General features: G+C 68.5%; 11 protein-coding genes and 2 pseudogenes. 2 read left to right on the top strand and 11 right to left on the bottom strand.

From position 1 onward, the window contains the following. Positions 1-15 precede the first annotated feature (15 nt). The 10 genes from ACLJRL_RS40970 to ACLJRL_RS40925 all read right to left on the bottom strand — a co-directional run bounded on the left by ACLJRL_RS40970 (position 16) and on the right by ACLJRL_RS40925 (position 9,141). Positions 16-1,194, bottom strand: coding sequence for a cytochrome P450 (locus ACLJRL_RS40970; protein ID WP_410661811.1), 1,179 nt, complete (start codon positions 1,192-1,194; stop codon positions 16-18). Beyond that, positions 1,191-1,979, bottom strand: coding sequence for an ABC transporter permease (locus tag ACLJRL_RS40965; protein ID WP_410661810.1), 789 nt, complete (start codon positions 1,977-1,979; stop codon positions 1,191-1,193). The genes ACLJRL_RS40970 and ACLJRL_RS40965 overlap by 4 nt, the downstream gene beginning before the upstream one ends. Further along, positions 1,976-2,926, bottom strand: a complete 951-nt coding sequence (locus ACLJRL_RS40960; protein ID WP_410661809.1) for an ATP-binding cassette domain-containing protein — start codon at positions 2,924-2,926, stop codon at positions 1,976-1,978. The genes ACLJRL_RS40965 and ACLJRL_RS40960 overlap by 4 nt, the downstream gene beginning before the upstream one ends. A 33-nt stretch (positions 2,927-2,959) precedes the next feature. Beyond that, on the bottom strand, positions 2,960-3,805 hold the full coding sequence (locus tag ACLJRL_RS40955; protein ID WP_410661808.1) for a DUF4097 family beta strand repeat-containing protein: 846 nt from the start codon (positions 3,803-3,805) through the stop codon (positions 2,960-2,962). A gap of 53 nt (positions 3,806-3,858) precedes the next feature. Then, positions 3,859-4,389: a toxin-antitoxin system HicB family antitoxin gene (locus ACLJRL_RS40950; protein WP_410661807.1), complete on the bottom strand. Its 531-nt coding sequence runs from the start codon at positions 4,387-4,389 to the stop codon at positions 3,859-3,861. A gap of 103 nt (positions 4,390-4,492) precedes the next feature. Further along, complete coding sequence (aroQ, locus tag ACLJRL_RS40945) at positions 4,493-5,098, bottom strand: gamma subclass chorismate mutase AroQ (RefSeq protein ID WP_410661806.1); 606 nt, start codon at positions 5,096-5,098, stop codon at positions 4,493-4,495. A 178-nt stretch (positions 5,099-5,276) separates the two neighbouring features. After that, positions 5,277-5,702: a DUF6292 family protein gene (locus ACLJRL_RS40940; RefSeq protein WP_410661805.1), complete on the bottom strand. Its 426-nt coding sequence runs from the start codon at positions 5,700-5,702 to the stop codon at positions 5,277-5,279. Positions 5,703-5,806: 104 nt separating this feature from the next. Beyond that, positions 5,807-6,553: an SAM-dependent methyltransferase gene (locus tag ACLJRL_RS40935; RefSeq protein WP_410661804.1), complete on the bottom strand. Its 747-nt coding sequence runs from the start codon at positions 6,551-6,553 to the stop codon at positions 5,807-5,809. A 17-nt stretch (positions 6,554-6,570) separates the two neighbouring features. After that, positions 6,571-7,344, bottom strand: a complete 774-nt coding sequence (locus tag ACLJRL_RS40930) for a 3'(2'),5'-bisphosphate nucleotidase CysQ (protein WP_410661803.1) — start codon at positions 7,342-7,344, stop codon at positions 6,571-6,573. 3 nt (positions 7,345-7,347) lie between these two features. Further along, the gene (locus tag ACLJRL_RS40925; RefSeq protein WP_410661802.1) at positions 7,348-9,141 is read right to left on the bottom strand and encodes an MFS transporter; all 1,794 of its coding nucleotides are present in this window, start codon (positions 9,139-9,141) and stop codon (positions 7,348-7,350) included. A gap of 407 nt (positions 9,142-9,548) precedes the next feature. Between ACLJRL_RS40925 and ACLJRL_RS40920 the strand changes: the two genes are divergently transcribed. Beyond that, a complete protein-coding gene (locus ACLJRL_RS40920; RefSeq protein ID WP_410661801.1) occupies positions 9,549-12,335 on the top strand; it encodes a LuxR C-terminal-related transcriptional regulator in 2,787 nt (928 codons plus the stop codon). Between the two features lie 149 nt (positions 12,336-12,484). Here ACLJRL_RS40920 and ACLJRL_RS40915 read toward each other — a convergent pair. Further along, positions 12,485-12,595: pseudogene (locus ACLJRL_RS40915) on the bottom strand (IS481 family transposase); the annotation flags it as partial. Between the two features lie 322 nt (positions 12,596-12,917). Between ACLJRL_RS40915 and ACLJRL_RS40910 the strand changes: the two are divergent. Continuing rightward, positions 12,918-13,101: pseudogene (locus tag ACLJRL_RS40910) on the top strand (HNH endonuclease); the annotation flags it as partial.

The raw sequence follows: 13,101 nt of genomic DNA, 5'->3' as shown, positions 1-13,101 counted from the left end.
TCAAGGCGAGCCTGACTACCGGTCCCAGGCGACCGGAAGCTCGTGCACGCCGTGGATGCTGGAATCGGTGCGCAGCGGCACTTCCGCCGGATCGACGGCGAGACGGAGCGTCGGGAACCGGGCGAACAGCGCGGGGAACGCGACCTTCATCTCCACCCTGGCGAGTTGCTGGCCGAGGCATTGGTGGATGCCATGGCCCAGAGCGACGTGGCCGATCGCCTCTCGGGACAGGTCGAGGGTGTCCGGGTCCGGGTAGCGGGCGGGATCGCGGTCGGCCGTCTGCATGGAGATGGTGACCGTCTCGCCCGCCCGCACCAGTTCGCCGCCGAGTTCGACGTCGCTCAACGCGGTACGGACGTTGGTGTGCGCGATGGTCAGGTAGCGGAGCAGTTCCTCCACCGCGGTGTCCGGAGTGGACAGTCCGGCGAGCTGACCGGGATTGTTCAGCAACGCGAAAGTGCCGAGTGCCAGCATGTTCGCGGTGGTGTCCAGTCCGGCACCGAGCAGGAAGCTGCCGACGCCTGCCAGTTCGTCGTCCGAGAGGTCACTGGTGGTGAGTTCGCTCAGCAGGTCGTCGGTCGGTGCCGCCCGCTTGGCGAGCACCAAGGCGTGCAGGTACTCGAACAGCGCGTTCATCGCGGCGCCCTTCTCCTCCATCGGGGCGCTGGAGGAGGTCAGGAGCTGTGCCTGCCGCTGAAAGAACTCGTGGTCGGCGTACGGCACACCGAGCAGCTCGCAGATCATCAGCGCGGGCACCGGCTGCGCGAAGGCGGTCACCAGGTCCACCGGCGGCCCTTGCTCCGCCATCGCGTCCAGCCGTTCCTCGCACACCTGCTGAACCCGCTCGGTGAGCAGGCGCATCCGGCGGACCGTGAAGTGGCGGGCGAGCAACTGCCGGTACCGGGTGTGCTCGGGGGCGTCGACCCCGGTCAGGTCGCCCACCGTCGCGGGCGGCATCTCTTCCGGGCCACCGGGGAATGGATAGTGCATCAGTTCGTAGCGCGAGCTGAACCGCGTGTCGGCGAGGACTGCGCGGACCAGTTCGTGGCTCGTCACGAGCCAGCCGTCATGTCCGTCCGGGTAGACCATCCTGGTCAGCGGACGGTCTTCCCGCAGTTCGGTCAGTTCCCGGGGCGGATCGAACGGGCAGCCGGCCGGACGATCGGTGGGCAGGCCGTGGATCGCGGCGCTCATCGGTGACGCTCCTTGGCGAACAGGGACTTCGACCACACGTAGCCGACGATCGCGAGCAACGCGCACCAGCCGATCGCGAGCGGGCCGCTGCTGCCGATCGGGGTACCCAGCAGCAGACCTCGGATCGTCTCGATGACCGGGGTGAACGGCTGGTAGTCGGCGAACCACCGCAGCCAGGCGGGCATCGATTCGGTGGGGACGAATCCGCTGCCGAGGAAGGGAAGCAGCATGAAGATCATCGGTGAGTTGCTGGCCGTCTCGACACTCTTGGCGGCCAGGCCCAGCGCCACCGACAACCACGTGAGGGCGAGGGTCAGCAGCAACAGCACGCCGATGGCGGCGAACCACTCCCCGACGTCGGCCGTCGGTGAGAAGCCGACGAGCAGCGCGACCCCGAACACGACGGCGAGCGCGAACGCCGTCTGGATGAGCGCACCGACGACATGCCCGGTCAGCACGGAAGCCTTACTGATCGCCATGGTGCGGAACCGGTCGATGATGCCCTCGGTCATGTCCGTCGCGACGGAGATCGCGGTGCCGAGGACGGCGCTGCACACGGTGATGAGCAGGATGGCAGGCGTGACATAGCCGACGTACTCGGCGCGACCGCCCGCGCCGCCGAGCCCGTTCCCGAGGGTGCCGCCGAAGACGTAGACGAACAGCAGCAGGAACACGATCGGCTGGCCGACCAGCATGATGGTGAGCGACGGATAGCGTTGCATATGCCGGATGTTGCGGCGCAGCATGGTCGCCGAGTCGCGCATCGACAGGGACAAGGTCGTCATCGGGCCAGCTCCTTGGTTTCTTCGGTCCGGTGACCGGTCAGGCTGAGGAACACGTCGTCGAGATCCGGGGTGTGCACGGTGAGGCTGTCGACCGTGACGGCTTCGGCGTCGAGCCGGTCCAGCACGGCGCGCAGCGCGGTCAAGGTGCCGTCGGTCGGCACCCGGAGTGCCAGGGCGTCTTCGTCCGATGTGGACACCTGCAGCACATGGGTCGCGCGGCGCAGCGAACCGGAGTCCGGGAACCGCAGCTGCATATGCCCACCGGGCACGAGGCGTTTCAGTTCGTCGGGCGTGCCCTCCGCGACGACCCGGCCGCCGTCGAGCACGGCGATCCGGTCGGCGAGCTGATCGGCCTCCTCCAGGTACTGCGTGGTGAGGAAGATCGTCACGCCGCTCGAGACGAGGTCCCGGATGATCTGCCACATCGTGCGGCGGCTGCGCGGATCCAGGCCCGTGGTCGGCTCGTCGAGGAAGATGACCTTGGGGTCGCCGATCAGCGTCATCGCGAGGTCGAGCTTGCGGCGCATGCCGCCGGAGAACGTGGCCGGCGTCTTCTTCGCGACGTCGGCGAGATCGAACCGGTCCAGCAACTCGGCGGCACGCCGGCGTCCCGCACGCCGCGGCAGGTGGTGCAGATCCGCCATGAGGAACAGGTTTTCCTCGCCGGTGAGCAGATTGTCGACCGCGGAGAACTGGCCGGTGAGCCCGATGACGGAGCGGACGCCGTCCGGATCTCCTGCCAGGTCGGCGCCGGCGACCGTCGCGGTGCCGGCGTCCGCACCGGTCAAAGTGGACAGAATGTTGACGGTGGTCGTCTTGCCCGCACCGTTGGGGCCCAGCAACGAAAAGACGGTGCCGGCCGGGACGTGCAGGTCGATGCCGTCCAGGACGACCTTGTCGCCATAGGACTTACGCAGTCCCGTCGCGGAAATGGCCGGGTGAGTCATGTGAAGCCCCCTGCTGTATCGGTCTCTGGTGGGTCAGGAACGGTGGATGGTGATGTCACCGACGGCGGTGCTGGCGTGTGCTTCGACCTTGTCGGTCGTCTCGCCGGGCGCGCCGGACGCGTCCATGTCGTTGATGACGCGGCCGAAGCGGGTCTTCACGTCGAGCCAGGCGGCACTGCCCTGGCGGATACCGATCTCGATGGCGCCCAGGGACGTCTCGAGCGTGAGCGTGCCGCGGGCCGCGTCGAGCACCCGGACGGAACCGTTGGCGGTCTTGGCATCGACCCCGTCCTCGGCCCTGTCGACGGTGATGTCACCGTTGGCCGAACGGACGCGCGCCGGACCACCGACCGCCCCGATGGTGGTGGGGCCGTTGGAGTTCTTGACCACGCCGGTGCCGGTGATCTCACCGACGTGCAGGCGGCCGGAGCTCGTGCTGATGTCGGCGTCGCCCGCGGCGTGCTCGACGATGACGTTTCCGGCGGCGGTGCGGAGGTGCAGTTCGCCGGCGTGGTCGAGCAGAATGTTCCCCGTACCGGACTTGTAGCGGACCTCGCCGAGCCGTCCGGTCGCGTGGAGGTCCCCGAGACCGGTGCTGCCCTGCACCCGCGAGCCCGACGGCAGCTCGATGGTCACGTCGATCGACCTTGTCTTGCGAGAGAAGTCGATCAGGCGCATTTTCGGCGCCCTGACCGACAGGACGCCGCCGGAGAATTCGACGACGGTCTGCTCCGCGGCCTTGACGTCGGAGTCGTTGGACTTGTCGACCGGGGTGACCTCGACGACCGTGTCCGCGCGGTCACTGGCGAGGATGCGGACGTTGCCGACGACGGGATCGATGTCGGCGAGGATCGGCTCCGGGGTGGCGAAAATAGGCATGGTTGTCCCCTCAAAGGTGGTGTGGTGGATGTTTTTGCTGGTAGGAGCGGGGTCTAGCTGACCCAGCCGGTGTAGTGCTGGGCGGCACGGCGGCCGCCGCTCACCGGGCTGGGCGGGGTGTCCCGGGCCGCCGCCGGCTGAAGCGCGGCGGAGGCCGCGCGCACGAGCCAGGCGTTGACCGAACGCCCTTGTGCGGCGGCGGCCTCCTCGACGCGTGCCTTGAGCTGTTCCGGCAGCCGGAAGTTGACGCGCGCCATGGCGCCCTCGTCGTCCGTCACCGGCTCCGGGGGCTCCGGCGCCGAAGTGAAGGACTCGGCACCGGCGAGCTCCGGCTGCTCGACCGCGGGAAGAGTGACGGCGAAGCTCGCCTCGCCGGCACGCAGCCGGACCTCGACCGAACCGGGCGCGAGATCACGGGTGATCTCGTCCGACGCGGCGGACAACGCGTCCAGCAGCGTGAGGCGGATGGCCGACGCGAGCGGCGCGGTCAGGCGTTCGGCGAGAACGCTCGCCTCCTCACCGCCCGCCTCGGCGGCGACGGCGAGCTCTCGGCGAACGTTGTCCACAAACGGCGTCAGGTCCATGGCACCATCATGGCACCACGGTGGCGCCACCGCAAGTACAAGTTGGTACCTCGATGCGCCAATTTGGCATCTTCGCAGGTCAGAGAGCCATAGGTTGGCGCGATCAGCCGCACACCGTGGCGACGGCGGCCCGCAGCGCCTGCCGATGCAGCACGTCCAGGCGGTGTTCGACGGTTCCAGCGACCCTGGCGAGCAGAAGCTGGGTGCGGCATCGCGGGTCACCGTGGCGCAGCTTCTCGGTCGTCCGCAGATCGGCGAGGATCGCGTGGGTCAGCTTGTCCAGCTCGACCCGGATCCGGCCGAGGTCGGGCCGCGTGGCCGGAGCTTCATCGGGGTGTTCCGTCCAGCGCGCGAACAGGCCGCGCTGCACCACCTTGCTGGCGGTGATCTGATCGGCGAACACGGCCACCGCCGCATCGGCGTCGATGCCCAGCGCCGTGGCCTCACTCCTGACCGCGGCCAGCAGTTCCCGTTCGCGCCGCGGGTCGTCGATGGGCCGCCCGGTACCGAACTTCGACGCGGCGACCAGATCGCCCAGGCGCAGCCGTTCGATCACCAGGCCGGTCAGAGGCCCGAACCGGAGCGCGTCGACGTTCGAGACGGCCGACGTGGACGGAGCGACACTGGCGGCCTGCGCGGCCGGAGCGAGTCCGACGGCGGCGAAAACGACCGAGAGGCAAACGATTCCGGTGCGCAGGTTCGGTTTCACAGGCCTCACCATATGCCCCAGCCGAACCTCGGGACGCGTGCTCCGATCACCCTTCAGCGTTATCCGCGTTATTCGTTGACCACTTCAGCTACCGCAGGAGTTGTGGCGTGCCGGGAAGTTGTAGCTTGCTCACGGAGCCCGCCGGCCATACCGGCGACGGGCTCCCCGGCAGTCCGTCTCAGAGCCTGCTTCCCTCGGTGGTCGAGTCGTAAGCGGCCAACCGCTGCGCGAGACCCTCACCAGCGGCCAGTACCGGCGGCTGGGCGTCGAGCCGCTCGGGAAGCTCGCTCGCAAGCGCCTCTTGGGTGTACTCCGCCACCAGCCGCGGGGACGGGAGCAGATCGGTACCGAGGTAGCGGATGACGATCAGTTCCTCGTGACTGGAGTTTTCGAAGGCCAGAGCCCACCCGTGCCGCTCGTCCCAGACCAGCGCCACATCGCGATCAGCACATCCGGAGACTCGTTGCTCCAGCGCGATGTACACACTGGCGATCGGTTCCAGCTGGGCGTAGTACGCGTCTCCGCGCAGACCCAGCGCTTCGATCACCGAGCGGACATAACCGTGCAGGCCTCTGAGCTCCGTCTCGCCGAATTCCAGCTCCATGCCGTTCGCCACCTCGTGCTCGCCGTCATCGTGTTCGCGGCGCCGACTGCTTGACGCGACTAAGACCAGCTCACCTGATTCCCGCGGCTCGATGACGGCAAACATCAGGGATTCGTGCGCCGCAAAAGCAGTGAGACGAATCCGAGGACGCCACGGGAACCGTTGAGCCAGCCGTCGCGGTGACCGGCCGACGTCTTCAGAGCCTGTTCGTGGTCCGGGTGATCGGGGTGGTCGAGTGCCCATTGGGCCAGCGAGCCGGTCCAGCACCACTCGTACTCGTCCCATTCCTCCAGCGTGCTGACGTGCCCGTACACCGGCGTCCAGCCGTGGCCGACGATCGCGGCGATCGTGGCGGGAAGATCCGCGTACTTCTGCGGGCCGTCTTCCATTTCCGCCCGGAAGGCCGGCTCCGGCTCGCTTTCCCAGAAACAGTCGCCGAGCAGCACCATCCCGTTTTCGGCGAGGTGCTCCTGGGCGGCATCCAAGGCAGGCAGCAATTCGCCGAAGGCGTAGGCGGCGCCGCTCAGCACCACGTCCGCCTTCCGCGCCGGCCGGAACTCCGTGACGTCCTGCCGGCTCAATTCCAGCCGATCCTCGGCGCCGAACTCCGCGACCGCCGCCCGGGTCCGGCCGAAGCCCGCATCGGAGAGGTCGACTCCCACGGCCGTGACCTCCGGATGGGCCTGGAGCGCACGCAGCAACCAGGTACCCGCACCGCAGCCGAGGTCGAGCAGATGAGCGTCGGGCCGCCGGATCGCACGCCCGAGGAGTCTCCCCACCGTCGCTTCACTGACCGGAGCGGCGATGGGATGGTCCGCATGCGCCAACGCGCTGATTTCATGTCGATCCACCCGGGCTGTCTAGCAGATCATCCGGCGTCCGCGCCTCCGATTTCGCTCGTGGCCACCGCCGCGAGGCCGGCGAGCATCTCCTCCTTGAGTTCCGGGCGGCAGATCAGGAGATCGGGCAGGTCAGGTGTCGGGTTGCCATAGATCAGCGGGCTTCCGTCGATCCGTGACGCATGCGCGCCCGCGGCCGCGAGGACCGCGACAGGAGCGGCACTGTCCCACTCGTATTGGCCACCGGCGTGGATGTACGCGTCCACGGCGCCGGTGAGGACGGCGATCGCCTTCACCCCGGCGGAACCCATCGGGATCAGCTCGACGGCCATCTTTTCGGCCAAGGCGTCGACGACCGCCGGGCGATGGCTGCGGCTGACGGCCACTCGCGGACGGGAATGCGAAGCGGCCGCCGCCAAGGGTTCCGGACGGTCCGTGGCGAACGTCCGGCCGATCGCCGGCACGGCGACCGCGCCGGCCACGAGGGTGCCGTTCTCGGCCAGCCCCACGTGCACGGCCCAGTCGTTCCGGGCGCGATCGCGATATTCGCGAGTGCCGTCCAAGGGATCGATGATCCACAGCCTGCCGCTTCCGGACGCGGACGTCACGTCGTCGCTCTCTTCGGAGCGGACGGCGTCCTCCGGCCGGTGCTCGGCAAGAGCCTTGAGCAGCAAGGTATTCGCCTGACGATCGCCCTCCTCGCCCAGCTCCGCACCGGACGATTCCCGGTGGTCCCGGCGAAGTCCGAGCAGGAGTTCACCGGCGGCCGTCGCGAGATAGCGGGCCAAGGTGTGGTCGTCCACGGTTCAGCCCCCTACGGTGAGCGCGACCTTGTCCCCCACCACTTCGAAGCGGACATGGGAAAGGTCGGGAACGACGATATCGGCGTCGAGGCGGTCGGCGTCACCGATGCCGAGGGTCACACACCCGGCGGCGGTACCCGACGCCAGCCCGGACGCCGTGTCTTCGACGGCGAGGCAGCGTTCCGGGTCGACCCCGAGGAGTTCGGCCCCGAGGAGATAGGGAGCCGGTTCCGGTTTGCCCCGCTCGACGTCGTCGGCGGTGACGAGGACGTCCGTCGCGGGCAGACCGGCGGCCGAGGTGCGGGCGTCGGTGACATCGCGGGTGCACGACGTCACGATGGCCTTGCGTTCTCCGGTCGCCTCGGTCGCTTCTCGCGCACCCGGGAGCACGACCACGCCTTGGAGGTCATGGGTGGCGATGTGGGCGTAGCGGGCCAGGCCTTCGTCGAACCGTTCCGGCGGCAACAGAGCGGCGACGATGTCCTTCGCGGGTTTCCCCGCCGTTCCGGCCAGTCGCTCCTGGTCCACGCCTTCTTCGTCGGCCCAGCGGCGCCAGGCACGGCGCACCGCGGCCGTCGAGTCGATGAGGGTGCCGTCGAGATCGAACAACACGGCGTCGAATTCGTGCCGGACCTCCTCCGGTTCCGCGGATTCCTGCTTACGGACGTAGCGGACGAGCAGAATCACCAGCAGCAACGCGACCACGCCCAAGGACGCACCGAGTACGCCGACACCGGGAAGCCCGGCTCGGGCCAAGGCGACCCCGCCGAACCCGGCACCGGCGACGATGCCGATGTTGAACGCCGAAACCGCGAACGAGACGGCCAGTTCGCCGCCCTTGCCCGCGGCCTGGAACAGCGCGGCCTGCACAGTGGGCACGAACGACCACGCGGCCAGCTGCCAGACGGTGACGAGGACGATCGTCTGCACCGGGCCGGTGGACAGCGGCAGTACCAAGAGCAGCGAACCCGCGGTGACACCCGCGGTGATCAGGAGCGTCAGCCGGGAGTTCCGGTCCGCGCCCTTGCCGCCGATGATGTTGCCCGCCACCGCGCACAGGCCCGCGATGAACAGCACGACGATGACGAGGTTTCCGTGCACGCCCGCCCGCTGTTCGAGCAGGGGCACCAAGTAGGTGTAGACGGTGAAGGAAGCACCCCAGAACAGCACGATCGCGCTCAGGCCGACGATGACGGGTTTGGTACCCAGCGCGCGGACACGTTCACGCAGCGGCGGGCCGTCGTCGGCGCCGGTCTTGGGCACGACGGTGGCGATGAAGGCCAGCGCCGCCAAGGCCAGCCCGCCGATGACCAGCATCGGGGCCCGCCAACCGAACTGCTGCCCCATCAGTGTGCTGACCGGGACACCGAGCGCCGTCGCGGTGCTCACCCCGGCGACGATGAGCGCCATCGTCGACGCCCGTTTCGCCGGTTCGCTCAGCCGGGCCGCCGTCCCGATGGCGGTCGCCAGATAGAGACCCATCATTCCGCCGGAAAGCAGGCGAGACCCCAGTAACACGGGGTAGTTCGGCGCCAGCCCCGCGGTGGCGTGCCCGAGCGCGAAGACGATCAGGCTGCCGAAGAGTACCTTTCTGCGGTCCACCCGGTGGAATGCCGCGCCCAGTACAGGCGCTCCCACCGCGAAGGCGACCGCGTTGAGTGTGACCAGCTGCCCCGCCGCCGCCTCGGAAACGCCGAGGTCGGCGGCGATCTGGGGAAGCAGTCCGACGACGACGAATTCGGTGCAGGACACCGCGAAAGCGCCGGCGAACAGGGCCCAGATCCAGATTTTCTTCACTCCACCCTCCCGTGGATTCGGCTCGGATCTTGCTACCGCTTGATCGGCTAGTACCCGATGCGGCGAACATCATTCACGCCGATCGGTGAATGAGTCCGCCCAAGCGATCGGCCCGGCGTCCGGATGCACGGTGTCTCCCCTGTGCACGGCGGGTAAGGGCAATTACGTCGTACCATCAAAGTGAAAAGTGCCTTTCACTCGAATAGCGTAGTTGACCGATCAGCGGTTCGTGGAGAGATAACGGAGGACGAAAGGAGTCGCGATTCTGGGGTAGCCGGTGTGTTCGGACGGACTGTTCGAGTGAAAGGCATGGGGGGCCGGTGCGGTCGTCTTGTCGCCCGACCCGGGAGGGAGTGGTCGTGCCCGATCAAGGGTGTCGATCGGCCGAGCGTTGTACTTCGCAATTCATGAGCATCGAGGCCGTCGCCCAGGTGGACGACGCGCTGCTGGCGGTGGAATCCGGTCGTGGCGCGGTGGTGATCGCCGAACGATCGGGTGTGCTGGGACGCGGTGCGATCACCGATTACACGGTCGCCGAATCGCGGCGCAGAGGGATCACCGTCGCGCACGGACGCGCGACCCGCGCGGATCGCGCCGCGCCGCTGTCGACCCTGGTCGCCACGTTGAGCGGCAGCGACGCGACCAGAGGCGCGGCAGCCGATTTGGGCGACCTCGACGGCAATCGGCTGGCGTCGTTGGACCGGTTGAGGGAACGGCTGATCCGGCTCTCGGCGGAACGTCCTTTGGTGCTCTGCCTCGACGATTTCCAGCACGCGGACGAACTCACGGCGCTGGCATTGCGGGTTCTGGTGCCCGCGCTGACCTCTTCCCCCATCCTGTGGCTGCTGGTCTCGCGCCCGTCGCTGGCCTCGACGGCGGTCCGCGGTGTCGTCGAAGCCCTCGCGGCGTCCGGTGCCCGGCGCGTCACGATCGGCAGGCTCACCGCCGCCGAGCTGAAACGGCTCTGTGAAGCCATTCTGGGGGCGGCTCCGGACGAGAGTGTGCTGGAGGTCGCCGCGGGCGGCGGTGGAGATCCGTTGCTCACCGAGGAACTGGTCCACTGGCTGCACGCCGCGGGCCAGGTCGAGGTTCACGAGAGAAAGGCGAAACTCCGGGCCGACGCGGAACTGCTGCAGATACCGGCCGGGGTCGCGCAGAAGTTGCGGGCGAGGCTTTCCGATCTGTCCGAGCCGGTTTTGGCGCTGTTGGAAACCGGTGCCGTACTGGGCAAGACGTTCACCGTGCACGAGGTCGCGGGACTCACCCAGCGGCCGGCGACCGAACTCGTCGGCCCGGCGACCGAGGCGATCGAGGCCGGTGTGCTGATTCCGGAGACGGCGGGCCTGCGCTTCCGCAGCGAACTCGTCCAGAAAGCCCTCTATTCCGGCCTCGACGAACCGGTCCGGATGGCACTGCACCGCGAAGCGGCCACGGTGGTCCGCGCGGAGGGCAGGGACCCCGACGAGGTGCTGGACCACCTCGTGCGCAGCGGACGCGGCAGCCTCGACGAATCGATCGACCTGCTGTGGGAAGAGGTCCGCCGGAACGCGGAACGCAAGCCGAAGATCGCCGCGCGGCTGGTACTGCGCATGCTGCACCTGCTCGGGGACGCCCATCCGATGGCCGAAGCGCTGACCGTCGAAGCGGTGCGGCTGCTCAGCGTCACCGGGGACGGCAGGCTGGCGTGGGAACTGGCCGAGCGGGCGGTGCACAGCGCGGCCGACGCGGACACCGCCACCACCATGGTGCGCACCCTGGCCGAACTGGCCGAACCCGCGCACGACTGGGGCGGCGACAACGCGGTGGCGGAGTACACGCGGCTCGCGCTGGCCAGGACGGATCTCACGCCCGTGCACCGCGCCGAACTGCGTGCCGTCCAGGCCTACAGCCTCGCCCGCTCGGACGAGAACATCGCGCTGGCCGAACAGGCCGCCGACGACAGCCTCGCGGCGGGCAGCGCGCTCGCTCTCGGGGAGGCGATCATGCTCGGCTCGGCGGCGAAAGGCCTCACCGCGTTGAGGCAGGGCGACTTCGCCCGGTCCTTGACCTTGACCCGAGCGGCGGTCCAGGCGGCGGACCGGATCGGCCCGCGCGCCCAGCAGCGGCACCCGAGGTTGTGGCTGTGCCGCCCGCTGATGGCGCTCGACCGGTTCGACGAAGTCGCTTCGACTTTGACGCTGGCGAGGCGGGAGGCACGGTATCTCGGCACGTCGTGGTCCACGCCGACCTGGCACCACCATTGGGCGAGAATGTGGGCGGCGAGGGGTTCCTTCGCCGAAGCCGAGGCCGACGCCGAGGCCGGGGTCCGTGCCGCGCGTGAGCAGCCCGCCGGTGCGCTGCTGAGCAGGCTGCTGTGCCTGCTGGGCGAGGTGCGCACCAGTCTCGGCCTGCTGGACCAGGCCGACGCGAACCTGAGCGAGGCGGAGAACCTGGCCGAAGGCGGCACCGGTGCGCATGTGGCCCACCTGACCTGGCGACGGGTGCTGTGGCTCTGGGCGATCGAACGGGAGGACGAGGCCGCCGAAGTCGCGAGCGGGCTTCAAGCGGCGACCGATCCGGTCGCCTTTACCGCGACGGGCGGTCCGCTCATCGCGCCCGTCTTGGTGAAGCTGGCCCTCCGCGTCGATGACCGGTCCCGGGCGGACCAGGTGGTCAGGACCGCACGGGCCCTGGCGGACCGCAATCCGGGGGTGACCTCTACCGCGGCCGCCGCCGCACACTCCGCAGGGCTCAACGAGGGCGATCTCGGCGCGCTCACCTCCGCCGCCGAAATGCACCGGATCAGCGGACGTCGCCCGGCCAGGGTCCTCGCGCTGAGAGACGCCGCGGAACTGTCGCTGAGCCTCGGCGACCGTGACCGGTCTCGAACCCTGTACGACGAGGCCTCACGCATCCACAAGTCGTGGAGCGGCGGGCAAGGTGAGCCCTCACCGGTCGTCGTCGCCGGCAGCGCCGAAATGATCCCGCCGGTGTCCCCCGCCCGCTGGTCCCATCTGACCGAAACCGAACTACGGGTGGCCAGACTGGTCGCGCAAGGCATGACCAACAAGGCCGTCGCCGCGCATCTGACCCTCTCCCGGCACACGGTCGATACCCATGTGCGCAACACCTTCACCAAACTGCGGGTGACGAACCGGGTCGAACTCGCACTCCGGGTGATCGCCCACGAACAAGGGCGGCACGCAGCCGACTGACGCCGAAGTTCGGCAGTGGTGGCGACAGGAACCCTTGCCTGCCAGGCTATGTCGCGGCTGTGGCCGAATTTCGGTAATGGGGTTTCGAGTTCGCCGGGTTTGCTCGAGCCGCAGATCTCGGTGTCGTTCATGGGTTCCCGTCGGGACGGCTAGTTGTATGAGGTCGTGACGTTGGTGACGCCGATGTGGAGTCGGGTTGCTGGTGGTTGGTTTTCGGCGGTGGAGTGGGGGCGGTGGTAGTTGTAGTGGATGTTCCAGATGTGATGCGGTCGATGTGGGTGATGCCGTGGGCGACGCGTTTGTTCTTCTCGCTGTCTCGGCCGTGGACGCGCCAGCCGCGGTTAAGGCCGAGGTGCAGCAGATGCCGTTCGATCCGGGCCACCACCTGTGCCGGGATAGCGGTGGGCTGATAACGCGGAACGCTGGGACTACAACTAGTGGCGAGTTGTGAGGCGTTGCCGAATTTCGGCAACGGGTTTCGAGGGCCTGGAATTGTCGGTGGCCGGTTGTAGGTTTGATCTTGTGGACACACACAGATCCGCCCCCGTGGCGCTACTCGAAGACCTCACCCAGCCGAGTCTTCTGGAGGACATCAACGCATCTCTGAGTTCGTTGGACGACAACGATTCCGTCGCCGTCGCTGTCGCGGCGTCCGCTGGGATCGCGCGTTTGGAAGCCGTCCGGTTCCGCGCGATCGCGCAGTTGAGCCGGCACCGCGATGGCGTGGGCAGTGTCGTCCAGGAAGTCGCGTTCGCGTTGTCTGTTG

The organism is Amycolatopsis sp. lyj-112, from assembly GCF_046549055.1.
GTDB lineage: Bacteria > Actinomycetota > Actinomycetes > Mycobacteriales > Pseudonocardiaceae > Amycolatopsis.
Note: the sequence above shows the minus strand (reverse complement) of the source record. Positions and strands in the feature narration are given on the sequence as shown.